This window comes from Halovibrio variabilis (assembly GCF_007991175.1).
GTDB lineage: Bacteria > Pseudomonadota > Gammaproteobacteria > Pseudomonadales > Halomonadaceae > Vreelandella > Vreelandella variabilis.
The window spans coordinates 35,707-60,239 of the sequence record NZ_BJXV01000005.1; the positions used below are offsets into that span (position 1 = coordinate 35,707).

Consider the following 24,533-nt stretch of genomic DNA (forward strand, 5'->3'; position numbering starts at 1 on the left):
AGCTCTCCTACGTCATTGACGTTAACTAAAGTGACATAACTGACTAAACACAGCGCAGGCAGGGGTTTCATTCAATCCGCCTTACGCTGGTAAAACTGGGTAGCCCGCCATTCCAGTGCATCCACACCGCAAAGGCACGGCCGACAATGTTCGCTTCCGGCACAAAGCCCCAGTAGCGGCTATCGTTGGAGTGATCGCGGTTATCACCCATCATGAAATAGTGGCCTGCGGGCACTTCGACTTCGCGCATTTGCGGACCAGGGTCGCGCGGATTGTTATAGATAAAGTGCTCAGCGTCGCCAAGCTGCTCTTCTAACAATAGCTGTTGAGGCGAAGCACCGGGGCCCTCTTCGATCAAATCTTTAGCGACCGGCTCACCGTTGACAAAAAGCTGTTTGCCTTCGTAACGGATACGGTCGCCAGGCATCCCAATCACACGCTTGATAAAGTTCACCGATGGCTCTTCAGGAAAACGAAACACCATTACATCGCCGCGCTCGGGGTCATCCACTTCGATAAAGCGTGTATTCACCACCGGCAAGCGCAGGCCATAGGCAAACTTATTGACCAGGATAAAGTCACCCACTTCCAGCGTCGGCCGCATTGACCCCGAGGGAATCTGAAAGGGCTCAATAACAAAGCTACGCACCACCAGCACTACCAGCAATACCGGGAAAAACGAGCGCGCGTAGTCGACCGGCCAAGGCTCTTTCAGTAGCTTTTCGCTGGTGGCGGCATCCAGCTCCCCTTGGGCCTTGGATTCCGCTTCTTCGAAGCGCTGGCGGCGCTTGGGCTTTAAGAGCAGCACATCCAGTAGATAAACAACGCCCGAGAGCGCTACAGCAATAACCAGCAGTAATGAAAAATCCATGGGAGGTGTCTTTCCTAGTCGTTAACCTTGAGCACGGCAAGGAAGGCATCTTGGGGAATTTCCACACGCCCCACTTGTTTCATGCGTTTCTTACCTGCTTTCTGTTTCTCGAGCAGTTTCTTCTTACGGCTGACATCGCCGCCATAACACTTGGCGGTGACGTTTTTGCGCAGCGCCTTCACGGTCGAGCGGGCGACGACCTGCCCTCCGATCGCGGCCTGAATCGCTACGTCAAACATTTGCCGCGGAATCAGCTCTTTCATCTTTTCCACTAGCAAACGGCCACGATGGTGGGCATGGTCACGGTGAATGATGACCGCCAACGCATCAACCTTGTCGCCATTAATCAGTACGTCAAGACGCACCAACTTGGCTTCTTCAAAGCGCTCAAAGTTATATTCAAGCGACGCGTAACCCTTGGAGATCGATTTCAGGCGGTCAAAGAAGTCCATGACGACTTCCGACATCGGCAGCTCGTAGGCCAGCTGAATTTGGTTACCCAGAAACTGCATATCCAGCTGCGTGCCACGGCGCTGCTCGCACTCGGTGATCACGTTGCCGACGTACTCCTGGGGAACCAGAATACTGGCGCGCACCACCGGCTCACGCATTTCATCCACATCGGCCATGTCGGGTAGCTTGGAAGGGTTGGCGACATAGCTGATGTCGCCATTTTTCATGGCTAGCTCATAGACAACCGTGGGTGCCGTGGTGAGCAGGTCGATATCGTACTCACGCTCCAGGCGCTCCTGGACGATTTCCATGTGCAGGGTGCCCAGAAAGCCCACCCGGAAGCCAAAGCCAAGGGCATCGGAGTTTTCCGGCTCGTAGGCAAGCGAGGCATCGTTCAGCGCCAGTTTTTCCAGCGCATCGCGGAAGTCTTCGTAATCATCTGCGCTGACCGGGAACATGCCGGCATAGACCTGCGGTTTTACCTTTAGGAAACCGGGTAGACGGGCGACATCGGGCGTCTTGGTATGGGTAATGGTATCGCCCACCGGCGCCCCGTGAATCTCTTTGATACCGGCAACAATAAAGCCGACTTCACCGGCACGCAAAATACCGGTCTGCTTACGCTGCGGGGTAAAAATGCCTACTTCCGTGGTGCCCCAATCGCGCCCCGTCGATTTAATGCGAATTTTATCGCCTTTACGCAGCGTGCCATCAAACAGGCGAACCAGTGAGACAACGCCGAGATAGTTATCAAACCAGGAGTCGATAATCAGCGCCTGCAGCGGCGCCTCCGGGTCGCCTTGGGGCGGCGGAATATCCCGCACCAAGCGTTCTAACAGCGCATCAATGCCTATCCCGCTTTTAGCGGACACCTGGCAGGCATCGGTCGCGTCCAAGCCGATAATTTCTTCGATCTCCTGGGCAACCTTGTCACAATCCGCCTGGGGCAAATCGATCTTATTGAGCACAGGCAGCACTTCAAGCCCCTGCTCGATCGCGGTGTAGCAGTTGGCGACCGACTGCGCTTCGACGCCCTGCGCGGCATCCACTACCAGCAGCGCCCCTTCACAGGCGTAGAGTGAACGGGATACTTCGTAGGAGAAATCGACGTGACCAGGCGTATCGATAAAGTTCAGCTGGTAAACCTGCCCATCGGCAGCGGTATAGTCCAGCGTAACCGACTGCGCTTTGATGGTAATACCCCGTTCGCGCTCGATGTCCATGGAGTCGAGCACTTGCTCTTTAAGCTCGCGATCGGTTAACCCTTCGCAGGTCTGAATCAAACGATCAGAGAGCGTTGATTTGCCGTGATCAATGTGGGCGATGATAGAGAAATTTCTAATGTGCTTGATTTTACTATCGTTTTCTTGGGTCATTTGCCGTTTTAATCCGGGTATGTACGCAGTTGAGTACGTTTAAAAAAAGTACCACGGTATGCGCAGTCGAAATTTGCTGACATTGTACCGTTAGCAGGGTTCCGGTGCTATGTTCATCAAAAAATGTAAAAAAATAGCGACTGCCCCACACATAACCTGCCCACCACTTTCTTCAAACCCTATGCACTTAGCCGGTATAGAGACAGGCCTGTTTTACCTATTTCATTGCATAGGCTTGCTTCTACGCTAAGTGTGCTGCCTGTTGGGGCGATGTGTTATCAACTAAGATTAAGGAAGGACAAAAGAGAAAGGAGCGTCATGGATACGCAAATTCCCATACTGGACATGCTAACCCGACTGATGGTGGCCACCGGCTTGGCCTTGTGTCTTGGCTTGGAGCGAGAGCTTCGCGGTAAACCCGCGGGTCTTCGTTCGCATATGCTGGTATCACTAGGCTCGTCTGCGTTCATCATTGTGGGCTTGAGCGTTCTGTTTGACACGGGTGGCGAGGGGCACGCAGCAAGTATTGATCCCAATCGAGTGGTTGAGGGGGTGATTGGCGGTATTGGGTTTCTGGGCGCTGGCAGCATTATTCGCAGCGGTGCCCACATTCAAGGCATTACAACTGGCGCTTCGATCTGGCTGGCGGGTGCCATCGGTGTTGCCGCAGGTACCAATAATTTCCCATTGGCTGGCATGGTCACCCTCTTGGGATTGACCATCATGGTGATCCTAGGCTGGTTCGAACACGATATGTTAGCGGACCGTAATGAGAAAAAAGGCCGTAGTGATGAGGGTAAGAAAAACACTAAGGAATGATTAAAAGAGGCAGGAAAGCGAGGCGAGATAGAAAGAAATACGTGGTGCGAAGCTATGGTGGACGCAGGCTAACAACAGCGGTCCGGCGAAAAGCGCCGGACCAAGTGTGAAAATGGCTGTGTTATTCCAGACGTAGCGCCACAAACAGCGAGCGCCCATCACGGAACAGGCGCACCGGAATGGCACGGTCAGTGGGTAGTCCTTCGACAATCTCTACCAGTTCGTCTGAAGAAGACACGCTGCGATGATCAATACTGACCAGCACATCGCCTGGGCGAATACCGGCCTCTGCCGCCACACTGCCAGGCTCTACCTGACGAACAACCACACCACCCGGCACATTGAGCTGCTCGCGCATGGTTTCATCAAGCTCTGCCACCCTCACACCGAGACGGACTTGATTATCGCTGCTGCTTTGAGCGGTTTGTTGCTCTGCATCAGGCCAGCTGCCTAACTCGACGGTTTCAGACATCTCTTCACCGTCTCGCATTAAGGTAAGCTCTACCTCAGTACCTGGCGACACCTTACCAATCAGGCGGGGCAGTGAGCTTGAGCGCTCAACCTCTTCACCATCCACCTCAAGAATCACATCGCCAGCCTGCAGGCCACCCTGCGCCGCCGGACCTTCGGGGTCAAGGTCAGCAATCAAGGCGCCCACCGCCCGTTCCATGCCAAAGGACTCGGCCAGATCGTCAGACACGGGCTGGATCATTACCCCCAACCAACCGCGGTTAACTCGGCCTTCGTCACGCAGCTGTTCGGCGACTTCCATAGCGACATTGATAGGAATGGCAAAGGAGACGCCCATAAAGCCGCCGCTGCGGGTAAAGATTTGTGAGTTGATGCCCACTACTTCACCGTCGAGATTAAACAGCGGGCCACCGGAATTACCGGGGTTGATCGCAACATCAGTCTGAATAAACGGTACGTAGGCATCGCGGGGTAAGGTGCGGTTAATAGCACTCACAATACCCGCCGTTACCGAGTGGTCAAAACCAAAAGGGGAACCAATGGCAGCCACCCACTCACCAACTTGAAGGCCGTCGGAGTCGCCTAAGGCAAGCGTTGGCAAGTCGCTGGCGTCGATTTTCAACACGGCCACATCGGTTTGGGGATCGCTGCCAATCACCTCCGCGCTTAGCTCACGGCGATCATTCAGGCGTACGAGTATTTCGTCGGCGTCTTGGACCACATGAGCATTCGTCATCACATAGCCGTCTTCGCTGATAATAAATCCCGAACCTAGCGATTGGCGCTCTTCGGTGCGGCCGCGCTCATTGCCGGGCGGCGTGGGAAAGCTATCGCCAAAAAAGTGGCGGAAAATTTCCGGGACGTCCTGACCACCAAACCCTTCAAGACCGGGCATGCTAGAACGCTGAACCGTTCGACTGGTAGCGATATTCACCACCCCAGGGGCGGCGTCTTCGACAAGTTGGGTGAAATCAGGCAGGTTTTGCGCATTGGCAGCTTGGCCAACGGTTAGCAACGCCACCACACATATCCAGAGTGTGGAAGGGAGAATCAAGCGTTTCATGCAAGAGCTCCTACTTTAGGTGATCGAGGGCAAGCAACTCACAGTGAGTTACATAGACATTAATTGACCAAGCGTGGACGAAAGCGTTCCCTTCGCCCACACAATAGGTACTTAACGCTTATCACGCCACCTCCCAAGGTGCTAAAAAAGATCAACGGCGCGATCCAAGTACCCGCATTCATGAAAGACGCCAATCCGGATAGCAGCAACGCCATCAACAGCGGCAGTGCATACACAAAAAAAGCCAGCAACGTAAGGGAGGCGCGGGGCAGGCTAACGGTGACATGGCTGCCAAGCGGATAGGCGTGTTGCGACTTCTCGGTAAGCGCTACCGCCACCCGATGGCTACGTTGAGGTGACAGCAGCCCTACCCCGCAGCCACGGCCTTGCGCGCACTGCTCGCAACGTTCCTGGGCGCGCATTTCAACCACAAGGCCGTGCTGCGTATAATCGGCAACCGTACCCGTGCGTTGCAAAGAGGGACAGGAAGATGCCATTACCATTTTCAAATATCTCAATCGTATGCTTTGCGGGCAAGCCTACTCACCCGTATCGACTTGCTCGGTCTCTTCCACGCTATCAACAGCGGCTTGATCGAACGTAATTGAACGCGCAATCCGCTGAAGCGTGGTAACGGGCATTTCACCAATAGCGACTAATTGCCAACGCCCTTGCGTAGTAACGTAGTGCTCAATAGCAACGGCAGAGACGCCGAGCTGCTGAACCCCCTCACGCAAAGCGGTCGTTTCTTCTTCGCCAAGAGGTTCGACAAAGACACTGACCGTGGCCAAGCCATCGCTATACAAACGTTGATGACCATCATCGCCAGCAAAGGTAGCCGGCTGGGCCACAAAACCGTCGGGCAGCCAAGTAACACGCCAAGGAGTGCTAAGAACACTCTTAGCGGCGTCCATCCGAACGCTACCGGTATATTGCTGGGGTGACTGCAGTTGGGTGATTTGAAAGGTTTCAATGATGCGGCCTTGCTTATCACTGAGGACATGCTTAAGTAACAGGCCCGTCTCACGGTCTACCCACCACTGGTGGGAGAAACGCCATTCGTCGCGGGGATCAAAATCAAGTTTCACCGCGTCCCGCCCGGCAACACGCTCATTATCTTCAAGCTCAACCGTATAGTATTGGTCCAGGTGTGCCGCCCACTTCGCGGGTGTGGGCAGCTCGCCATTACTGTTCTCTTGGGTCCAGGCCAAGCGTCCCACGGGCGAACGTCGCTCAATGCTGACAGAAGGCCCGTCTAGATATTGCACTACTTGTTGCCGAATACCGTCTTGAATGCGGTGAGAAAGCGCGAGTGTTCGCACATTGATGGCGTCAATCGCGACCGCTCTTGCCTGAAAGGCGTAGCAGTGGCTAGCCCACAAACTGCGCTCAAGCCACTGTATCGCATTACTCGGCATGGCCTTTGCTGACCCTGAACACTCATAGCCAGGGTGGCTTTCAGAGCGGTTCTCAGCGTTTTCAGCATGCGCCTGAAAGGGGAATAGACCTACGGCTAAGACAAGTACCCCTAATTGCTTAGCTCGCCAGAGAACCATCATTTTGCACACTCCAATGCCAGGCACTCCCGTTTGCAGCCTTCGCTACTCAACGGATTATCACCAGCGTCCATTATCCCGGCGACCATTACCGAAAGCACTGACGTAGGGTTAGCGCTACCCCGATTTAACGCTGGCCCAATGGCTCAGTGACGGCAGATGAGCGCATCAGCGGCATCCAGCTGTCACCACTGCCGTACGCAGCGCCTTGGGTATGTTGCTCCAAGTAAGACCGGAGCATGCCAATCTGGTCGACATCAATGCTGGTGCCTTGCTGAGCGGTAACACCCCGCGAACTCTGCGCAGAAAAGCCAGACTCGCTAATATTCATCAAGCCGCTTTGGGCTGACTGACCGCTAACCCTAAAAGGGGTCTGCTCAAACATGGGCATCTCAGTGCGTGATGTTGCTGCAGGCTGGGAGGCCAAATTAACGGGCTGAACTTGCGGCGCCCCGTTGGCACCAGAAACCGAGGTTGCAACATCGCTGCCGCTTTGATTAACCGAAGCGTCATTACCAAAGAACTGCACACCGGTGATAACCATCAACGAAACGGCCGCCGCGACGCTCGCCCCGCGGGCAAACGAGATACCGCCTGCGCGGTTAGCAGCCGGCTCCGTTTGTTGAGCAGAGGGAGCCGGTTCATCACGCAGTCGAGCCATGACACCGGCAGACAGGTCAACGCTTACATCGACCCCTCGCTCGCGCTGCATCATGCTGCGCGCGAGATGGTAACGGCGCCACGTGTCAGCAGCATCGTCGTCTTTTGGCAGTGATTTCAACACTCGGCGAAGCTCAAGCTCGTCACTTTCGCCATCCATTAACACCGAAAGTGATTCCCGTGTGTTTTGACTCATACTTCACACCCTCACACTGTTTAAAAGAAGTACTGGCGTGACCGGTACAGATTACGCGCACCGCCACACCGATTACTTCACAGGCCAAGCCCTTGCTGTGACCCCTAAGGCTGAAGTCCCTAAGGTGGCAAACGCTAAACTCACGACGCTTGGCACATTCGACACATCAAACACGCTATGTGGCATGGCCGCTGTGCATCACGTCACGACACGATTATAAATGCTTGAAATCATAACCAAGCGAGTTAATCGAAATCGTTAGGCTATATGACGCGTTACCTGCCAGACAGTTCACAAAAAAAGCAAAAGCTCAATTTTTATGGCCGCCATTCACGCTCATCATATCGCCTCTTACGCTCAGACCACTACTCGTCGCGGCTGTTCCGCGACGTCGACACAAGAGGACGAATATGCTCATCAACCGCCTCACGAGCGCGAAATATACGCGAACGCACCGTGCCCACCGGGCACTGCATCACTTGTGCGATATCTTCGTAAGCAAGGCCATCCAACTCGCGCAGAGTAATCGCCGTACGCAGGTCATCGGGCAAGTTATCGATGGCTTGATAGACCGCGGCCTCCAACTGATCCCTGGCAATCGCCGCTTCAGGCGATTCGGAATCCGCCAACCTGCCACTTTGATCAACAATTTCAGCATCAACGATATCCAAATCGCTGCCGGGAGGACGCCGGCCCCGCGACACCAGATAGTTTTTCGCCGTATTGATCGCAATGCGGTACATCCAGGTATAAAACGCACTTTCTGAACGAAACTTGCCTAAGGCGCGATACGCCTTAATAAATGCCTCCTGAGCCACATCCTGCACTTCAGAATGATCGTGTACATAGCGGCCAATAAGACCAATAATTTTATGCTGATATTTTTTCACCAGCAGATCAAACGCGCGCGTGTCGCCTTTTTGGGCACGTTCAACAAGCTGTTGGTCTGTTTCCCGAGTGCCCATTCACACGCTCCTCCAGCTCGTACGGCGTGCGCCGAGCTTCATTCCTATTAGCCCTAACACTTGGGCGTTCACAGCGAGCAGCATAGCGTCCCTTGGGCATTAATTAACAATAGAGTGAAATAAAAAGGCCAATGTATCGCCCTAACCGGTTACTGCAACATGGTATGACAATGCTATATTTTATTACGATTTAACACCTAGTCTTACGCGTTCTGCGCGGCGCATCAAGCGCTTACCCGCCTTCGACCAAACCCTGCGGCTGACACTTTTGATGCATCTATAGTTCCACAACATTTTTCCACAACAATTGATTTTTACCTCTTCGGCAAGCGATAGTAGACACCACTTCTATCGCCCCTCACTTTTCCAGCCATTACGCAAGCACAGGTAGCAAGATGTCAGAACAGCAGGTTAATAACCTTAACGTCCTCGCTCAAGACGTTCTTACCACGCCAGAAGCTCTCAAAAACGCCGTGCCGTTAACCGATGCGGCCGAACGGACGGTCATTGAAGGCCGCCATACCATTCAGAACATTCTGGATGGCAACGACCCGCGGCTACTGGTGGTGGTCGGCCCCTGCTCTATCCACGATGTGGAAGCAGCGCTTGATTACGCCCGCCGCCTTCGTCAATTAGCCGATCAAGTCAGCGACAGCCTGTATATTGTGATGCGTGTCTATTTTGAAAAACCGCGCACCACCGTGGGCTGGAAAGGCCTGATCAACGACCCGCACCTCAACGACTCTTTCGAGATTGATGAAGGCTTGCACATCGCCCGCAAACTGCTGGTCGATTTAGCTGAAATCGGTTTACCGCTAGCCACCGAAGCGCTCGACCCCATTTCCCCCCAGTACCTGCAAGACTGCATTAGCTGGTCGGCGATTGGCGCGCGCACCACAGAATCGCAGACCCACCGGGAAATGGCGTCTGGCCTCTCCTGCCCGGTCGGCTTTAAAAACGGCACCGACGGCAGCCTGGATGTGGCCATTAACGCCCTTCAATCTGTCGCCAGCCCGCACAATTTCCTGGGCATCAACCAGGCAGGCCAAGTGGCGATTATTCGCACCCGCGGCAATGCCTACGGTCACGTCGTCCTCCGCGGTGGCAACGGCAAGCCCAACTACGACAGCGTCAGCGTTGCGCTGGCAGAAAAAGAGCTGGAGAAAGCCAAGCTTTCGCCCAACATCATGATTGACTGCTCCCACGCCAACTCCAACAAAGACGCAGCACTTCAGCCGCTGGTACTGGAAAACGTCACTAACCAAATCTTGGAAGGCAATACTTCCATCATTGGCCTGATGGTTGAGTCCAACATTGGTTGGGGCAATCAAAAACTCACCCAAGACCTAAGCCAGCTGCAATACGGTGTTTCTATCACCGATGCCTGCATCGACTGGGACACCACGGTGGAAGCGTTTAACCGCATGAACGACAAACTTGCCGCCATGCTGACCAAGCGCACCGAAAAGTAGGTCAAAAGCAGGTCGAAAACCCCGCCGTAGCGGGGTTTTTTTATTGCTGGCTAGCGACTAATTTCACGCCGAAAAGGCGGCAGTGCATCCAATAGCGCTTGCCCGTAGCGGCGGGTAATCACCCGCTTATCCAGCAAGGTAATCGTCCCCCGGTCACTCTCTTTGCGAATCAACCGCCCGCAGGCCTGTACCAGTTTGATCGACGCATCGGGCACGCTAATACGCATAAAGGCATTACCACCCTGGCTCTCTATCCACTCCGCTAACGTAGCGCCTACCGGATCGTCAGGCACCGCAAACGGCAGGCGGGTAATCACCACATGCGTCAAATAGTCGCCGGGTAGATCAATCCCTTCGGCAAAGCTTGCCAGTCCAAAGATCACGCTGCCTTCGCCTCTATCCACTGCCGCGCGATGGCGCTCAATAAGCTCTCGCTTAGGCAGCGCATCCTGGGCGAGCACGCGCGCTTTCACCGTCGCTGGCAAGGCTTTATCCACCGCCCGCAGCTGGGCACGGGAAGAGAACAGCACCAGCGCCGCCTCTTTGTCGGCCAACTGCGAAACAAACGTGACGATGGCTCGCTCGTGCGCTTCCCTGTCGCCTGGGTCGGTGGCCTCTGGGGGCACCCGCAGCACCGCATTGGCGTAATCAAACGGGCTCGGCAGCGCCTGATAGCGATAGCGATTGGCCAGGCCTGCACGCTCCTGCAGGCGCTCGAAGCGCCCCAGCGCGGTCAAGGTCGCCGAGGTGACCACCGCCCCATGACAGCGCCCCCACAAATGTTTGGCCAGGGTATGCGCCGCTGACACCGGGCTGGCCGAAAACTCCACTTCTGGTTCACCGGCCACACGGCTCAGGGTGATCCAGCGGGCGCTAGGCGCTTCATTGGCCAAATCCTGCTCGCTAAACGCCTGCCACAGCGCGTGGGCTTCTAAAGAACGCCCGTGAAGCAGTGCCACCAAGGGCAACCAGGCCTCTGCCTGCTCACGGTCAAGACCGGTCTGCTTATCGGGGTCAAGACTCTCGCGCAGAATATCGCTGATACTCTCCAAACAGCGCGACAGCGAAGCAAACATGACCAATAGCTGTTGCGCCTGTTCACGCAGGGCACCAGGCACTTGGCCTTTCTCAAAGCGCGACTGATGCGTGGCCTCTTCGTCAGCCAAACCGTTGGGCCGCCCGGCCAACTGGTGCCCCACGCTAAACACATCGCCTAACGCGGGCTCCAGGTTATGAATCAGTTCCGGCAAACTCCCCAACAAGCGAGCCACCGTGGGCTGAATAGCCAGCGCTTGATGCAAGTCGGTCAAACTACTTTTCAGCGTTTTCAACCAGCGCAAACAGCCGTGCACTGCAAAACGATGGGCAAAGTGGGAGAGCGCTTTCTCCGGGAGATGGTGGCCTTCATCAAAGACAAAGATGCAGTCCGCCGGGTCGGGCAAAATGGCACCGCCACCCAGCGCTAAATCAGCTAGTACAAGGTCGTGATTGGCGACGATGACATCGGCGTTTTCCAGCTCGCGACGCGAACGAAAAAACGCACAGGCGCCAAAGTGCCCGCAGCGCCGCCCCGTACACTGGCGATGATCTACCGTTAGTCGACGCCAGTGGGCATCGTCAATCGCTTCAGGCCAGTTATCGCGATCCCCCTCCCACTCGCCCTGGCCATAGGCTTGGGCCATATCACTGGCAATCACGTTAAAGTCGCTGCTCTGCGTTTGCAGCGACTGCTCAAACAGCGACAGCGTGGGGTTGGGTTCACTGCCTTCAAGCGCCTGGTCTAGCCGCGCCACGCACACATAACGGCCACGCCCTTTAGCTAACGCGTAGCGAAAGGCGATGCCGCTGTGGCTGGCCAGCGAAGGTAAATCCTGATTGAGCACCTGCTCTTGCAGCGCAACCGTCGCTGTCGAGATGATTAGCCGCTTACCGCGCGCTTTGGCGATTGGCAAAGCGGCAATCAAATAGGCCAGCGTTTTACCCGTACCGGTGCCCGCTTCAAGCACACAGACATGGGTATCACTCGTTCGCTTACCCTCGCCGTCGCTTTCGATATTACCCAGCGTCCGGGCGATTTCGGCGATCATCATGCGCTGGCCGTAGCGTGGGGTTAGCCCCAGGGTATCCACCACACGACGGTACGCGTCTTGAATCTCGCTTTTGAGGGCTGTATCAAGCATGTGGCTTAGAGCATACCTTCCGGCGGATGCACGCAGGGCAGCTTGTCGTTGATATAGCGCTCGATTTCCGGCAGTGAGAACGCATCCTCTTCGCCGACAAAGCTGATCGAGACACCCTTGGCACCGGCACGACCGGTACGACCAATGCGGTGCACGTAGTCTTCCGGGTCTTCGGGCAGGGTGTAATTGATGACGTGGCTAACGTCTTCAATGTGAATCCCACGACCAGCAACGTCGGTCGCGACCAACACCTGAATTTCGCCTTCGCGGAAGCTTTCCAGAGTGTTGATACGCTGATTCTGCGGCACATCGCCCGATAGCATCGCGACGCTGACGCCAGCCTTTCTAAGCAGATCGTCCAGCTTGCGCACTACGTCACGGCGATTACAAAAAACCATCACGCGCTCAAAGCTTTCCTGCTTGAGCAGGTTAACCAACAGGCGTTGTTTATCGTCGTCGGATACCAGGTACACGCGCTGATCGATATCCGCTTGGTTCTCAACGGTGACTTCAATCTCAACGTGGGCCGGGTCTAGCGTCCACTGGCTGGCAAGGCTCAAGATATCGTCGGTAAAAGTGGCCGAGAAGAGGAAGGTCTGGCGCTCTTCTTTTTTCGGCGTGTAGCGAATAATCCGCTTCACGTCGGGGATAAAGCCCATCGACAACATACGGTCGGCTTCATCTAACACCAGCACTTCAACTTCGTTGAGATCGATATCGCGTTTCTGGTGGAAATCCAACAGGCGCCCTGGCGTTGCCACCAGAATATCGATTTTACTGCCCAGGCTTTCGCGCTGCTTCTGGTAGTCCATACCGCCGACGACACTGGCCACATTGAGCTGGGTAAAGCGCGCTAAGGCTTTGGCGTCTTTTTCGATCTGCAGTGCCAGCTCGCGGGTAGGCGCAATAATCAAGGCGCGCGGCGCACCCGGTTTTTGACCGTCTGGCGTAGGCTCTTCCAGGAAGTAGGCCATCACCGAGATCAAAAAGGCGGCGGTTTTACCGGTTCCAGTTTGTGCTTTACCGACAATGTCGCCACCTAATAGCGTTTGGCGTAGCGCCTCAGCCTGAATAGGCGTGCAATATTCAAACCCTTGGGCATGAATAGCGCGCATTAAAGGTAGCGGCAGATCAAAGTCATGAAAGCGCCACTTGCCGGCCACGGCAGGCACCTGAAACTGACGAAGATCCCAGCTCGACTGGCGACGACGCGGTTTACGACGGCGGCGTTTTGGCTTGCGATTCTGGGCCGGGGCTGTGGTCTGTTCCGACTCGCTCATAGGCTATCTATCTGTCCATTGCTGTGGAAGTTGGCATCATGAAGCGCACATTGTACCAGGGCTTGGCGATAAGAGCGCGTCCTGCTGTCGAAGGAGTCCCAAGGCCTGCTAGAATAGCGGTCAAATTGACGTAAGGAGCGCGACATGACGCGTAAGAAAAAAACTCGTTCACTGGCCGACAAGGTAACTATTCGTACCGGCCGGCGTAAGGATTATAAAAAGTGGCGCCACGACAACCCTGACCAAGTGGCCCCTTCGCGCCGTTTTGTGGCCAAAAAGCAGCAGCAGCGCAAGCTTCAGGCGGTGAAAAAACTCGCCCGCCAGCAAAGCGGCCAGCAGATCGCCATCCACCCGGATAAAAATGACAGCGGCACCGACAAACCTCATGGGGACGATTCGTAATGCGATTGGTTTCGTTCAATATTAACGGCATCCGGGCGCGCCTTCACCAGTTGCAGGCGTTGATCGACACCCAGCAGCCAGACGTGATTGGCCTGCAGGAAACCAAGGTGCAGGATAGCGAATTCCCCATCGCCGACGTGGAAGCCATGGGCTACCACGTGTTTTATCACGGCCAGAAAGGCCATTACGGGGTTGCCTTAATGTGCCGCCAGGCACCCCAAGAGGTGTTTTACGGCTTTCCCGACGATGAGGAAGACGCTCAGTGCCGTATGATTGGCGTTCGCCTGCTGGCTGACGACGGCGAAGCCGTGACAATCTGGAACGGCTATTTTCCGCAGGGTGAAAACGTCACTCACCCGACCAAGTTTCCCTATAAAAAGCATTTTTACGGCCAGTTAGCGCGACTGCTTAACCAGCAGTGCCGTCCTGACGAGCGGTTAGCGATCATGGGCGATTTTAATATCTCACCGGAAGACCAGGATATCGGCATCGGCGAGGCCAACCGCAAGCGCTGGCTGCGCGAAGGCAAGACCAGTTTTCAGCCCATCGAGCGCGAATGGCTTGAGGGTATCAAAGCGTGGGGGCTTAACGATAGCTATCGCCTCTGCCACCCTCACAGCGATGACCGTTTTAGCTGGTTTGATTACCGCTCGAAAGGGTTTGATCGCGAGCCCAAGCGTGGCCTGCGCATCGACTATATCCTAGTCACCCAGGCGCTAGCCGAGCATGCCACCGGCGCCGGCATCGACTACGACCTGCGCGGCATGGAGCGACCATCGGATCACGCGCCCACCTGGAGTGACTTTGATATTGCGCTTCAATCGTAGTTTTTAGCTTATTCGTAGGCACCACTAAAACAGTCGCGAGCTAAAGCTACCTCCCACAAATGCAACTATCAGTCTGGTAGAGGTAACTCTTTGCAGAGTGACGAGGCGCCTGTTTTTAGTACCAAGCAACCTAGTTGAAGCTGGCCAGCCACTGCTCCGCCTCGTCGTCACCTAGCTCGGAGGCGTGGGTAAAGGCTTGCTGGGCTTGCTCATTTTCTCCCCAAGCGTAGGCGAGCTGGCCATAGGCACGCCAATCATCGCTAGATTGGGTTGCTATTGCCAGGGCACGCCGGGCATTTAGCGCCTTTTCGGCGTCTTTAGCCTGTTGCCAGGCGTTCGCCAGTAGGCGCAGATTTGATTCGTCGCGCACGATATCGCCATCCGCCAGCGCTTGTTCAAGGTGCTCGGCGGCCCGAGCGGGGGTCCCGCCAGCAAGATGCAGCTGAATCAAGAGCCAAAAATCTGCCTGTTCGGTTAACTTGCCTAATTGCCACGCCGTCTCCCACAGGCCGGCGGCTACACCTTGCTGACCCGCCTGCTGGGCAAGTCCGGCGGCTTGGCGCCATTGGGCGGCATCGCTTTGCGCATTCAAGCCATCCAACAGCCAGACCAGCGCCTGCTCGCCCTGCCCCGCATGGCGATAAACGGCCAGGGTCAGCGTTTGCTGTCTTTCATTGAGCGCTTGATGGCGAGCGGACATTTGCTCAAGCGCCCGGTCGAGCCACTGGGCAGCTTCTTCCCAGCGCGCCTGGTGGGCCAACAGGCGAGTTAACTGCCAGGTAGTATCGATATCTTGCCGGTTGGCTAACCACTCACTGAGTAGTTCAATAGCTTGATCGCGCTGGCCGGCCGCACGACGCAGTGAGGCTTCCTCACGCAGCCAGCGGGCCGCTTGAGCGTCATCAACGCCGCTTAAGCCACGCGCAACCGCAAGCCGATCCGCTGCCGCCGCGTGCTTATCCTGCCGTGCCAGGGCGCCTGCCGCCAGCTGTTGATAGAGCGCGCTGGCCCATTGATCCGACTGATTGCCCGGCGCGAAACGCTCGGCCTGAGCGGTTGCCCGCTCGACAACGCTGGTTAACGCGCCGTCTTGCAACTGGGCCTGCAGCGCGTTGAGGTCGGCAATCACATCGCCTTGCAGCGCCGGGCTTGCCTGCGCTGAGAGCGACCAGACGCCTAGTAAGCAAATCATTAAAGGACGCTTCATACGGCTACCTCAACTGAAACTCGATCCGCTGGGTGGCATTGCGCAACCGATTACTGGGTTCAAATTGCCACTGAGCAATCGCGTCCCGCGCGGCATCATCGAATACACGCCGCGGCTGTGCATTGGTAATGCGAATTGAGGAAGTATCAACCCTGCCATTACGCTGAATGATAAAGGCCACTTCCACAAAGCCCTCCATGCCCCGCCGCTGTGCACGCGCAGGATAGTTAGGGTTCACCCGACTGGTCGGCGTGGCCTGACCAACGCTAACCGGTTCGTTAGAGGGAGCTGGCTCAGCCACCGGCGCGGCCTCGCGCTCAGCAGGCTCACTCTGCTCTATATTTGAAGGAGCGTTTTGCGTAGGCGCTGGCTCAGCAGGCGCTTCTCGCGGCAAAGGCTCCGGCGCTGGCTCTGGAGTAGGTTCCGGCTTCACTTCGGTCAGCTCAGGGAGCTCACTGTCCATTTCCACCGGCTCAACGGGTTCATCCGGCAGTTTGACGTCCGGCAAACTAATCGTGCTTTCTGCTACCGGAGGCGGCTCGGGTGTTGGCATAGGTGGCGGCGCTTGTTGCGGTGGCGCTTCAACGGGCTGCGGTGCAGGGGCTTCCTGTTCAGGCGCCACCTCCGGCGCTTCAACCATGGTCATCGCCATGCTCATGGTTAACTCCTCAGGCTCTTTCTCGGGGGGCGCCACCAGCTGAGCAAGCAGCCAAAACAGCCCGACGGCAAGCACCACACCGCCCAGCAGCGACAGCAGATGACGTATCATGACCCACTCCGACTCGCCGCCACCGCCACCTGGTCAATGCCCGCTTCGCGCAGCCGATCCATCACCTCGATCAGCAGTCCGGTGGTGGATTGGCGATCCGCCTGAATCACCACCGAGCCATCTTTACTCAGCATATCGGCCACCTGCTGGCCGACTCGATGGACATCCACCGGGCTACCATCCACCCAGACAGCGCCGTCAGGGGAAACCGCGACCAACACTTGAGCATTCGGGCGCGGGGTAGCGGCGCTGGATTCCGGCCGCTCAATTTTAACACCGCTCTCTTTGACAAAGCTGGTGGTCACGATAAAGAAAATCAGCATGATAAATACCACATCGAGCATCGGCGTTAGGTTCACCTCGTTGCTCTCCTCTGCGGCGTCCATGGAACGACGTCTACGCATCACTCTCCTCCAGTGCCCGTGCTAGGCGATCATGCAGCCGCTGATCTTCACGACGAATGACATGCTCTAACCGACTAATAAATAATAGCCCCACCACGGCAATCGCCATGCCCGTTAAGGTCGGCAGCGTCGCCCGGGCAACACCGTCTGCCATGGCGCGGGCTTGATGGGTCTCGCTCAACGACAGGCTATCGAATACGCTAATCATGCCCGTTACCGTGCCTAGCAGACCCAGCAGTGGACACAACGCGACTAACAGTTTTAGCCAGGGCAAGGGTTTGCGCAGCCTAGCGACTAACGCTTGCGCCCACACCTGACGCAGCGTGCGAGCACTCCAACTGGTGTGGTCGCTGCGCGCGGCCCAGCGGCGCAGCAGCTGGCGTCGCGCCATGCGCCAGGTAATGCGGTAATACCACCAGCGCTCCATGGCCATGGCAAATACCAGCACGGCGACCACGGCCAACACGACCAACACTACGCCACCCGCCTCCACCAGGCGCTCAACGGGCTCGAGCCAAAGAGGAAGAGTGGACATATTAGGTCACCGCAGGCGTGTGTGTTTGCGACTGTGCTTGCGACTGGGATTCAAGGTGGTCGGCCAATGCTGCGCTCGCCTGCCCTTCAATCACATGAGTTAAGTAACGACTACGGCCCGATAGCGCCGTTTGCACAAACAGCAGCGGCACCGCGGTAATTAAGCCCAGCACGGTGGTCACCAGCGCCTGGCTGATACCGCCCGCCATTAGCTGCGGGTCGCCGGTGCCAAACACGGTAATCGCCTGAAAGGTCACGATCATACCGGTCACCGTCCCCAACAAACCGAGCAGCGGTGCAATGGCCGCCAACAGTTTCACCATCGGCTGACTGCGTTCAAGCTTGGGCAGTTCGGCCAGCACCGCTTCATCCAGCCGTGCTTCCAGCGCTTCCGGGGTTTGGTGCTTATCCATGCCTTCAAAGCGCTGGAGTACCCGCCCTAGCGGATTATTGGCCTGCAGTTGACCGAGGGATTGCCGCTGGCGATTGACGCGCATGCTGACCAGGATCAGATAGCCGTATTGGCCCAGGCCGATAATCAGGCCCAGAATACCCAGTGCCACGACCACATAACCAACGTAGCCGCCCTGCTGGAAACGCTCCCATAGGTTAGGCTGCTGCGCCAAGGCGTTCAGCACGCTGCCTTGAGTAGGGTCGACGGCCAACAGCGAGCTTTCACCCTGATAGTAGTCCGGCAACAGCTCAGCAATCTGTGGGGGCGTTCGCGGCATCACCGTCAGGCTGCCGTCGTGTTCACCGCGCTGTAACAGCGAAGACTCGGTGAATGCCGCAAAATCGCCCACTCGTAACAGCTCGCGAGTGGTGACCTCGCCGTTAGCATCGGCGACCGGCATGGAAAGCCGCTCGGCACGACCGCTACGCGCGGTGAGCGTCGCCAAGCGGTCTACCACGTTTTCCAACTGATGGCGCTCAAGCACTTCCACGTCATCCAAGCGTGGCGGCAGCGATTCCTCTTCGAGGGTGAGCAGGCTCTCCTCACCCAGCGCGTTGCGAATCTCAGAGCTATGCCGGACAAGGTTACTCAACAGACCTGAAAGCGCTTCGCCCTGCTCTGCCTGGCGTGCGTTTAGCTCGCTGGCTTGGTCTGCTTGCTCTGCCTGCTGCTGCTCCAGCACCTCTTGTTGCTGCTGGGCCTCTTCGTGCTCAGCGCGGGCCTGCTCCAGCGCGGCCTCTAACGCCTGCTGATCATCCAGGAAACCCATTAGCCGCTGCTGATCGCGCAGCTCTGCGGCCTCTCGGGCTTCGCGCAATGACGTTGCGCTTTCAGTTTGCGCCATCGACACGCTGCTAAATGCCACCAGCATCATTAGCGCGCCAATAGCAGCGAGCCGACGAACAGAGAACCGATTGGCAGGTTGCCGATAGATGGCTGAGCGATTGATTGCTTGGCTAAAACGACTCATGGCTGCTCTCCCGGCAGGTCATTGGCACTGATCGAGAGCGGCAACGTTAAGAGGTCCGGGGCGCGCTGATCTTCGGTCATCCGCAACCCACTGCGCACTTCGCGCAGGTACTCGTCGCTCAGCGGCTGCCAAGCGTCACTGTCGGCATCCCAAACCCCGCCTTCGCGGCCGTCCGGCGTTAGGTAGTAAAAGCCGATACGCCCAATGCGCAAGAAGTCCACTTCGCGCTCGCTGTTGTCCTGGCGTAAGCGCCCCCGCCAGCTGTCCATCTCCTGGCCATAATCAAGCTCAACGCGCCACGCTTCGAGCAGCCCGTTAATACGTTCGATGGTGTTTTCGCCCTGTTCATCGGGCTGGCGCTCAACCCGCGCCAACCGCTCCTCGCGGAGAAAGGGCAAGTCGCGCTCGATCCATTGGCTCAACTGCGCAGACATATTTTGTTCGATCACGGGTAGCGCAGCACGGGTCTCATCCAGCGTATCCAGCGCCGTCTTCAGCTGCTGCTGGCGCTCGGCCGCTTGTGCTAAGCGCCCCGTCAGCGAGGCATTGTCCGCTTTCATCTGGCGAGTTTCGCGCTCCAAGCGGCGCAGCTCTTCCAGCTGTTCGCGGGTTTGCTCATCGGCGGCATCTATCTGCGCCTGGAGCGCTGCCTGGGTCTGCTGGGCTTCTACACTTTCGGCCGCTTGAGCCACTGCTTGTTCACTTGCCAACAGCGTGCCACTGACCAGCATTCCCGCTAGCCACCATCCACGCAAGGCAAAGAAAGGCCTGTTCAGCACGTCGACTCTCCGTTACTGAGTAGCGGGCGGCGCACCGCCCAACTAGAAACTAATTGGGTATTAGAACGATTTGCGTTTATCTTTTACGCTGCATAGCCTACCACTAATAGAATAAATGACAATATTTATCATTAGCAATCAATCGATTTTACTGGCCTTACTCGCACAAAAAAGGCGCCCATCGGCGCCCTTCATCACAATATCCAACATCAATGCTTTACCACTACGTACTCTTTTGTCAGTGGCGCCAGCGGTAGCTGCCAAGCCTCTTCACGGGTCACCCATCTTGCCTCGGCAATTTCGGCCGACGCCTCGACAGGCCCATCAATAACAAGGCTAAACAGGTGCGCTTCAAGTACCATGCCCGGCTCGTTGGCAGCGGGAGCGTTGTGCACGCCTAGCGGAATCAGTTGATCTTCATTAACCTGCAAGCCCAACTCCTCCTTCAGTTCGCGGCACAGCGCCCTTAGTGCGGTTTCCCCAGCGTCAACCTTGCCGCCGGGCTGCATAAAGAAAGACGTCTTGTGCTTCCGCACCAATAGCAGGCGACCATCGGGATCGCTCACCACGGCAGCGGCTATTTCCAGTACGTTAGCTGCGTTATCTGACATGCATCCTCCTCTATGCTCCTAACGTCTGGCAATATTAAAACGCCCAGTCGTCGTCTTCGGTGGCAACGGCTTTACCGATCACGTAGGAGGAGCCAGAGCCGGAGAAGAAGTCGTGGTTCTCATCGGCGTTAGGTGACAGCGCCGCCATGATAGTCGGATCCACATCGGTGACGCTGCTGGGGAACAATGGCTCAAAGCCCAGGTTCATCAGCGCTTTGTTAGCGTTATAGTGAAGGAATTTTTTCACGTCTTCACTTAGACCTACCTCGTCATACAGCGACTCGGTGTAGCGCACTTCGTTGTCGTAAAGCTCCAGCAGCAGCTCGTAAGCGTAATCTTTTACTTCCTGCTGACGCTCTGGGGAGGCTTCTGCCATTGCTTGCTGGAATTTGTAACCAATGTAGTAGCCGTGCACCGCTTCGTCACGAATGATCAGACGAATCAGGTCGGCAGTGTTGGTCAATTTGGCATGGCTTGACCAGTACATTGGCAGGTAGAAGCCGGAATAGAACAGGAACGACTCAAGGAAAACGCTGGCGACTTTGCGCATCAGCGGGTCATCCGAGCGGTAACGCTCTAAAATCAGCTGGGACTTTGCCTGCAGCGTCGGGTTCTCTTCGCTCCAACGGAACGCATCGTCGACATCGCGAGTCGTGCACAGCGTCGAGAAAATCGAGCTGTAGGACCGCGCATGTACCGACTCCATAAAGGCGATATTAGTGTAAACCGCCTCTTCGTGGGGCGTGCGAGCATCTTCCATTAATACCGGTGCGCCGACGCTGCTTTGAATCGTGTCTAGCAGTGTGAGACCGGTAAACACACGAATTGTCAGCTGTTTTTCTTTTTCGGTCAGGGTGTTCCACGACTGAATATCGTTAGACAGCGGCACCTTTTCGGGCAACCAAAAATTACTCGTCAAGCGGTTCCAGACTTCCAGGTCTTTATCATCCTGAAGCCGGTTCCAGTTAATCGCGTCAACCCGCGATAAACGTTGCATCATATTCATGGCGTTACTCTCAAAAAAACGTAGCTCGCAAAACTTAGCTTTCAAAACCCGGTGGTGATAACCGGGCTTACCAAGCTGAATTCGTAACGGGCCATTCAATAACAGACACGTCGCTTGCTCATTACAGTGTGCACGACACGCAGCCTTCCACCTCGGTGCCTTCTAACGCGCTTTGACGCAGGCGGATGTAATAAAGCGTTTTAATGCCTTTCTTCCATGCATAAATCTGCGCTTTATTGATGTCCCGCGTGCTTGCCGTGTCGGGGAAAAACAGCGTTAGCGACAGACCTTGGTCAACGTGCTGCGAGGCTTCCGCGTAGGTATCGATGATCTTTTCCGGACCGATTTCATAGGCGTCCTGGAAATAGTCGAAATTGGCTTCATTGAGGAAAGGGGCGGGGTAATAAACGCGCCCCAACTTGCCCTCTTTACGAATCTCGATTCTAGCCGCCACCGGGTGAATGCTGGAGGTGGAATTATTGATGTAGGAGATCGACCCGGTGGGCGGTACCGCCTGCAGATTACGGTTATATAACCCGTGGGCCATCACCGAGGCTTTTAGCTCTTGCCAATCCTGCTGGGTGGGCAGCGCGATACCGTTGCGCTCAAACAGCTCACGCACTTTATCAGTGCGCGGCAGCCACGCCTGGTCGGTGTACTTATCGAAGAACGATCCCGATGCGTAGGTGGAGTCCGCAAAGCCCGCAAAGGTATCGCTGTGTTCGATCGCCAAACGGTTCGACGCCCGGATCGCATGGAAAGCCACGCAATAAAAGTAGAGGTTGGTAAAATCCAAGCCTTCGTCGGAGCCATAATAGATGTGCTCCCGCGCCAGATAGCCGTGCAGGTTCATCTGGCCCAAGCCAATCGCCCGAGACTGAGCATTGCCTTCGGCAATGGAGGGCACGCTGCGCAGGTTGCTCATTTCCGACACGGCGGTGAGGCCGCGAATGGCAATATCCACGCTGGTACCGATATCGCCAGCATCCATCACCTTGGCAATGTTCATAGAGCCCAGGTTGCAGGAGATATCCTGACCGATATGGCGATAACCCAGGTCTTCGTCATACTCAGTAGGCGTGTTGACCTGCAGAATTTCCGAGCACAGGTTGCTCATATTAATTCGACCGGCAATCGGGTTGGCGCGATTGACCGTGTCTTCAAACATCAGGTAGGGGTAGCCCGACTCAAACTGCAGCTCGGCCAATACCTGGAAAAACGCCCGGGCGTTAATCTTGTGCTTGCGAATGCGCGCATCCGCGACCATTTCCTGGTACTTCTCGGTAACGCTGATATCACCAAAAGGAACGCCGTAAACGCGCTCGACATCGTACGGCGAGAACAGATACATGTCGTCGTTACGCTTGGCGAGTTCAAAGGTAATATCCGGAATCGTCACGCCCAGCGACAGCGTTTTGATACGGATTTTCTCGTCGGCATTTTCCCGCTTGGTATCCAAAAAGCGCAGGATATCCGGGTGGTGAGCGTTGAGATACACCGCCCCCGCGCCCTGGCGCGCGCCCAGCTGGTTGGCGTAGGAGAAGGCGTCTTCCAGCAGTTTCATAATCGGGATAATGCCCGATGACTGGTTCTCAATGCGCTTGATAGGCGCGCCGGATTCGCGAATATTGCTAAGCAAAAACGCGACGCCGCCGCCGCGCTTGGAGAGCTGCAGCGCCGAGTTAATCGCCCGGCCAATCGACTCCATATTGTCTTCAATACGCAGCAGAAAGCACGACACCAGCTCACCGCGCTGCTGCTTGCCGCAGTTCAGAAACGTGGGGGTCGCGGGCTGGAAACGGCCGCTAATAATCTCATCTACCAACGACTTTGCCAGCGTTTCATCACCCCGCGCCAGGGTCAGTGCGACCATGCAAACGCGGTCTTCGTAACGCTCTAGATAGCGCTTGCCGTCAAACGTTTTCAGCGTATAGCTGGTGTAGTACTTAAAGGCGCCCAAAAAGCTCGGGAAGCGAAACTTGTACGCGTAGGCCTGCTCAAACAGCGCCTTGATAAAGGCGAAGCTGTACTGGCCCAGCATCTCTGCTTCGTAGTACTGCTCTTCCACCAGATAGTCGAGTTTCTCTTCCAGCGAGTGGAAAAACACCGTGTTCTGGTTCACGTGCTGTAGAAAGTACTGCCGCGCCGCTTCGCGATCTTTATCCAGCTGTAGCTCGCCGTTGGCACCGTACAGATTGAGCATGGCATTGAGGGCGTGATAATCCATAGTGCGCGCCTCAGAAGCCGCCGCAGGCCGTTTTGTTTCTGCTACCTGTTGGGTAGCTACGTTAGTCGTTTCCAAAACTCTTCTACTCCTTTACGCACATTGGCCACGTCTTCGTCGGTGCCAAACAGTTCGAATCGATACAGCAGCGGAACCTGGCATTTTTTCGCAATAATGCGGCCAGCGAGACCATATGCTTCGCCAAAATTGGTGTTTCCCGCGGCGATTACTCCTCGCAAGAGGTGCCGGTTATGGGTGTCGTTGAGAAAATGGATCACCTGCTTAGGTACCGCGCCCTGCGCACTCCCCCCCCCATAAGTGGGGGTAATTAATATAAACGGCTGGGTGACCTGTACAGCAGGCGCATCTCGATTTAACGGCAATCGCTGCGCAGCCAAACCAAGCTTTTCTACAAAACGATGGGTGTTACCTGATTTAGTAGAGAAATACACCAACGTGCCGGCGATAGGTGTCGGTGAGCAACTTGCCAGCATTTTGTGAGCCTACGCCAGGGCTTGAATACGGTCTGGACGAAAACCCGACCAATGATCTTCGCCCACCACGACAACCGGCAGCTGGCGATAGCCCAGGGCTTCGACTTCTTCCTGAGCACCAGACTCAGCGGTAATATCGATAACGGTGTACTCAAGCCCCTGCTTGTCTAGCGCGCGGTAAGTGGCGGTGCACTGAACACAAGCTGGCTTGCTATAAATTTGGATTTCCATGGCTATATTCCTTTTCATAGCGGCATTTTTCGGGTAGAGCACATTTGGTGCCCCACCCCTTTCGAAGACACCACGCATACTATATATAGACCATCGGAAAATCAATTCAAGCATATGTGGTATTTTTCATCCACAGGATATTGACAGCTAATGCCCAGCCTGGCCCTAGGAACGATGCTACTGACAATAAAAAGGCTATTCGTCATCTAATGTGGATTTAAGATTGATCGGCTATTTTGTATCTCACGGTTCAGATCGC

The 24,533-nt window shown here is 55.9% G+C and carries 24 protein-coding genes; 4 read left to right on the forward strand and 20 right to left on the reverse strand.

Annotated features, from left to right (window positions below; genetic code table 11):
* Positions 1 to 67: 67 nt before the first annotated feature.
* Positions 68 to 871, reverse strand: coding sequence for a signal peptidase I (gene lepB / locus HVA01_RS05620; protein ID WP_146873782.1), 804 nt, complete (start codon positions 869 to 871; stop codon positions 68 to 70).
* Between the two features lie 14 nt (positions 872 to 885).
* Positions 886 to 2,700: a translation elongation factor 4 gene (gene lepA, locus HVA01_RS05625; protein WP_146873784.1), complete on the reverse strand. Its 1,815-nt coding sequence runs from the start codon at positions 2,698 to 2,700 to the stop codon at positions 886 to 888.
* A gap of 318 nt (positions 2,701 to 3,018) precedes the next feature.
* On the opposite strand from lepA, the gene HVA01_RS05630 reads away from it, so the two are divergent.
* Complete coding sequence (locus HVA01_RS05630; protein WP_146873786.1) at positions 3,019 to 3,519, forward strand: MgtC/SapB family protein; 501 nt, start codon at positions 3,019 to 3,021, stop codon at positions 3,517 to 3,519.
* A 121-nt stretch (positions 3,520 to 3,640) separates the two neighbouring features.
* Here the strand turns inward: HVA01_RS05630 and HVA01_RS05635 are convergent, their stop codons facing one another.
* The 5 genes from HVA01_RS05635 to rpoE form a co-directional block, all read right to left on the reverse strand.
* Complete coding sequence (locus tag HVA01_RS05635) at positions 3,641 to 5,053, reverse strand: DegQ family serine endoprotease (protein ID WP_146873789.1); 1,413 nt, start codon at positions 5,051 to 5,053, stop codon at positions 3,641 to 3,643.
* 59 nt (positions 5,054 to 5,112) lie between these two features.
* A complete protein-coding gene (locus tag HVA01_RS05640) occupies positions 5,113 to 5,550 on the reverse strand; it encodes a SoxR reducing system RseC family protein (protein WP_246129492.1) in 438 nt (145 codons plus the stop codon).
* 42 nt (positions 5,551 to 5,592) lie between these two features.
* On the reverse strand, positions 5,593 to 6,612 hold the full coding sequence (locus tag HVA01_RS05645) for a MucB/RseB C-terminal domain-containing protein (RefSeq protein WP_146873792.1): 1,020 nt from the start codon (positions 6,610 to 6,612) through the stop codon (positions 5,593 to 5,595).
* A gap of 124 nt (positions 6,613 to 6,736) precedes the next feature.
* On the reverse strand, positions 6,737 to 7,465 hold the full coding sequence (locus tag HVA01_RS05650; RefSeq protein WP_146873794.1) for a sigma-E factor negative regulatory protein: 729 nt from the start codon (positions 7,463 to 7,465) through the stop codon (positions 6,737 to 6,739).
* Between the two features lie 365 nt (positions 7,466 to 7,830).
* Positions 7,831 to 8,430 (reverse strand): RNA polymerase sigma factor RpoE, encoded by a 600-nt coding sequence (gene rpoE, locus HVA01_RS05655; protein WP_146873795.1) that lies wholly within the window; start codon positions 8,428 to 8,430, stop codon positions 7,831 to 7,833.
* A gap of 395 nt (positions 8,431 to 8,825) precedes the next feature.
* On the opposite strand from rpoE, the gene HVA01_RS05660 reads away from it, so the two are divergent.
* Entirely contained in the window at positions 8,826 to 9,902 is a 1,077-nt protein-coding gene (locus HVA01_RS05660; protein ID WP_146873797.1) for a 3-deoxy-7-phosphoheptulonate synthase, read from the forward strand.
* A gap of 50 nt (positions 9,903 to 9,952) precedes the next feature.
* Here the strand turns inward: HVA01_RS05660 and dinG are convergent, their stop codons facing one another.
* The gene (dinG, locus tag HVA01_RS05665; RefSeq protein WP_146873799.1) at positions 9,953 to 12,082 is read right to left on the reverse strand and encodes an ATP-dependent DNA helicase DinG; all 2,130 of its coding nucleotides are present in this window, start codon (positions 12,080 to 12,082) and stop codon (positions 9,953 to 9,955) included.
* A 5-nt stretch (positions 12,083 to 12,087) separates the two neighbouring features.
* Entirely contained in the window at positions 12,088 to 13,362 is a 1,275-nt protein-coding gene (rhlB, locus tag HVA01_RS05670; RefSeq protein ID WP_146873801.1) for an ATP-dependent RNA helicase RhlB, read from the reverse strand.
* 144 nt (positions 13,363 to 13,506) lie between these two features.
* Between rhlB and HVA01_RS05675 the strand changes: the two genes are divergently transcribed.
* The gene (locus HVA01_RS05675) at positions 13,507 to 13,764 is read left to right on the forward strand and encodes a hypothetical protein (protein ID WP_146873803.1); all 258 of its coding nucleotides are present in this window, start codon (positions 13,507 to 13,509) and stop codon (positions 13,762 to 13,764) included.
* A complete protein-coding gene (gene xthA / locus HVA01_RS05680; protein ID WP_146873805.1) occupies positions 13,764 to 14,591 on the forward strand; it encodes an exodeoxyribonuclease III in 828 nt (275 codons plus the stop codon). The genes HVA01_RS05675 and xthA overlap by 1 nt, the downstream gene beginning before the upstream one ends.
* 130 nt (positions 14,592 to 14,721) lie before the next feature.
* On the opposite strand, the gene HVA01_RS05685 is transcribed toward xthA, so the two are convergent.
* The 11 genes from HVA01_RS05685 to nrdH all read right to left on the reverse strand — a co-directional run bounded on the left by HVA01_RS05685 (position 14,722) and on the right by nrdH (position 24,274).
* The gene (locus HVA01_RS05685; RefSeq protein ID WP_146873807.1) at positions 14,722 to 15,798 is read right to left on the reverse strand and encodes a tetratricopeptide repeat protein; all 1,077 of its coding nucleotides are present in this window, start codon (positions 15,796 to 15,798) and stop codon (positions 14,722 to 14,724) included.
* Positions 15,799 to 15,802: 4 nt separating this feature from the next.
* Positions 15,803 to 16,567, reverse strand: a complete 765-nt coding sequence (locus tag HVA01_RS05690; protein ID WP_146873809.1) for an energy transducer TonB — start codon at positions 16,565 to 16,567, stop codon at positions 15,803 to 15,805.
* The gene (locus HVA01_RS05695) at positions 16,564 to 16,971 is read right to left on the reverse strand and encodes an ExbD/TolR family protein (protein ID WP_146873811.1); all 408 of its coding nucleotides are present in this window, start codon (positions 16,969 to 16,971) and stop codon (positions 16,564 to 16,566) included. The genes HVA01_RS05690 and HVA01_RS05695 overlap by 4 nt, the downstream gene beginning before the upstream one ends.
* Positions 16,964 to 17,506 carry a MotA/TolQ/ExbB proton channel family protein gene (locus HVA01_RS05700; RefSeq protein WP_146873813.1) on the reverse strand — a complete coding sequence of 181 codons (543 nt, stop codon included), beginning with the start codon at positions 17,504 to 17,506 and terminating at the stop codon, positions 16,964 to 16,966. The genes HVA01_RS05695 and HVA01_RS05700 overlap by 8 nt, the downstream gene beginning before the upstream one ends.
* A 1-nt stretch (position 17,507) precedes the next feature.
* A complete protein-coding gene (locus tag HVA01_RS05705; protein WP_246129496.1) occupies positions 17,508 to 18,833 on the reverse strand; it encodes a MotA/TolQ/ExbB proton channel family protein in 1,326 nt (441 codons plus the stop codon).
* Positions 18,834 to 18,925: 92 nt separating this feature from the next.
* Positions 18,926 to 19,708 carry a DUF3450 domain-containing protein gene (locus HVA01_RS05710; RefSeq protein ID WP_146873817.1) on the reverse strand — a complete coding sequence of 261 codons (783 nt, stop codon included), beginning with the start codon at positions 19,706 to 19,708 and terminating at the stop codon, positions 18,926 to 18,928.
* A 209-nt stretch (positions 19,709 to 19,917) separates the two neighbouring features.
* A complete protein-coding gene (locus HVA01_RS05715; RefSeq protein ID WP_146873819.1) occupies positions 19,918 to 20,319 on the reverse strand; it encodes an NUDIX hydrolase in 402 nt (133 codons plus the stop codon).
* 34 nt (positions 20,320 to 20,353) lie between these two features.
* Positions 20,354 to 21,325: a class 1b ribonucleoside-diphosphate reductase subunit beta gene (gene nrdF, locus HVA01_RS05720; RefSeq protein WP_146873821.1), complete on the reverse strand. Its 972-nt coding sequence runs from the start codon at positions 21,323 to 21,325 to the stop codon at positions 20,354 to 20,356.
* A gap of 121 nt (positions 21,326 to 21,446) precedes the next feature.
* Complete coding sequence (nrdE, locus tag HVA01_RS05725; protein ID WP_218031536.1) at positions 21,447 to 23,552, reverse strand: class 1b ribonucleoside-diphosphate reductase subunit alpha; 2,106 nt, start codon at positions 23,550 to 23,552, stop codon at positions 21,447 to 21,449.
* Between the two features lie 56 nt (positions 23,553 to 23,608).
* Positions 23,609 to 24,043 carry a class Ib ribonucleoside-diphosphate reductase assembly flavoprotein NrdI gene (nrdI, locus tag HVA01_RS05730; RefSeq protein WP_146873825.1) on the reverse strand — a complete coding sequence of 145 codons (435 nt, stop codon included), beginning with the start codon at positions 24,041 to 24,043 and terminating at the stop codon, positions 23,609 to 23,611.
* Positions 24,044 to 24,052: 9 nt separating this feature from the next.
* A complete protein-coding gene (gene nrdH / locus HVA01_RS05735) occupies positions 24,053 to 24,274 on the reverse strand; it encodes a glutaredoxin-like protein NrdH (RefSeq protein WP_035578578.1) in 222 nt (73 codons plus the stop codon).
* Between the last annotated feature and the right edge of the window lie 259 nt (positions 24,275 to 24,533).

What these genes read in the sequence shown, in the direction of transcription:
- HVA01_RS05705 (WP_246129496.1), bottom strand. Translation starts at nt 18,833, where the DNA reads ATGATGCTGGTGGCATTTAGCAGCGTGTCGATGGCGCAAACTGAAAGC.
- HVA01_RS05700 (WP_146873813.1), bottom strand. Translation starts at nt 17,506, where the DNA reads ATGTCCACTCTTCCTCTTTGGCTCGAGCCCGTTGAGCGCCTGGTGGAG.
- HVA01_RS05660 (WP_146873797.1), top strand. Translation starts at nt 8,826, where the DNA reads ATGTCAGAACAGCAGGTTAATAACCTTAACGTCCTCGCTCAAGACGTT.
- dinG (WP_146873799.1), bottom strand. Translation starts at nt 12,082, where the DNA reads ATGCTTGATACAGCCCTCAAAAGCGAGATTCAAGACGCGTACCGTCGT.
- rpoE (WP_146873795.1), bottom strand. Translation starts at nt 8,430, where the DNA reads ATGGGCACTCGGGAAACAGACCAACAGCTTGTTGAACGTGCCCAAAAA.
- HVA01_RS05675 (WP_146873803.1), top strand. Translation starts at nt 13,507, where the DNA reads ATGACGCGTAAGAAAAAAACTCGTTCACTGGCCGACAAGGTAACTATT.
- HVA01_RS05645 (WP_146873792.1), bottom strand. Translation starts at nt 6,612, where the DNA reads ATGATGGTTCTCTGGCGAGCTAAGCAATTAGGGGTACTTGTCTTAGCC.
- nrdH (WP_035578578.1), bottom strand. Translation starts at nt 24,274, where the DNA reads ATGGAAATCCAAATTTATAGCAAGCCAGCTTGTGTTCAGTGCACCGCC.
- rhlB (WP_146873801.1), bottom strand. Translation starts at nt 13,362, where the DNA reads ATGAGCGAGTCGGAACAGACCACAGCCCCGGCCCAGAATCGCAAGCCA.
- nrdE (WP_218031536.1), bottom strand. Translation starts at nt 23,552, where the DNA reads ATGGATTATCACGCCCTCAATGCCATGCTCAATCTGTACGGTGCCAAC.
- HVA01_RS05650 (WP_146873794.1), bottom strand. Translation starts at nt 7,465, where the DNA reads ATGAGTCAAAACACACGGGAATCACTTTCGGTGTTAATGGATGGCGAA.
- HVA01_RS05640 (WP_246129492.1), bottom strand. Translation starts at nt 5,550, where the DNA reads ATGGCATCTTCCTGTCCCTCTTTGCAACGCACGGGTACGGTTGCCGAT.
- HVA01_RS05690 (WP_146873809.1), bottom strand. Translation starts at nt 16,567, where the DNA reads ATGATACGTCATCTGCTGTCGCTGCTGGGCGGTGTGGTGCTTGCCGTC.
- nrdF (WP_146873821.1), bottom strand. Translation starts at nt 21,325, where the DNA reads ATGAATATGATGCAACGTTTATCGCGGGTTGACGCGATTAACTGGAAC.
- HVA01_RS05715 (WP_146873819.1), bottom strand. Translation starts at nt 20,319, where the DNA reads ATGTCAGATAACGCAGCTAACGTACTGGAAATAGCCGCTGCCGTGGTG.
- HVA01_RS05630 (WP_146873786.1), top strand. Translation starts at nt 3,019, where the DNA reads ATGGATACGCAAATTCCCATACTGGACATGCTAACCCGACTGATGGTG.
- xthA (WP_146873805.1), top strand. Translation starts at nt 13,764, where the DNA reads ATGCGATTGGTTTCGTTCAATATTAACGGCATCCGGGCGCGCCTTCAC.
- nrdI (WP_146873825.1), bottom strand. Translation starts at nt 24,043, where the DNA reads ATGCTGGCAAGTTGCTCACCGACACCTATCGCCGGCACGTTGGTGTAT.
- lepB (WP_146873782.1), bottom strand. Translation starts at nt 871, where the DNA reads ATGGATTTTTCATTACTGCTGGTTATTGCTGTAGCGCTCTCGGGCGTT.
- HVA01_RS05635 (WP_146873789.1), bottom strand. Translation starts at nt 5,053, where the DNA reads ATGAAACGCTTGATTCTCCCTTCCACACTCTGGATATGTGTGGTGGCG.
- lepA (WP_146873784.1), bottom strand. Translation starts at nt 2,700, where the DNA reads ATGACCCAAGAAAACGATAGTAAAATCAAGCACATTAGAAATTTCTCT.
- HVA01_RS05685 (WP_146873807.1), bottom strand. Translation starts at nt 15,798, where the DNA reads ATGAAGCGTCCTTTAATGATTTGCTTACTAGGCGTCTGGTCGCTCTCA.
- HVA01_RS05695 (WP_146873811.1), bottom strand. Translation starts at nt 16,971, where the DNA reads ATGCGTAGACGTCGTTCCATGGACGCCGCAGAGGAGAGCAACGAGGTG.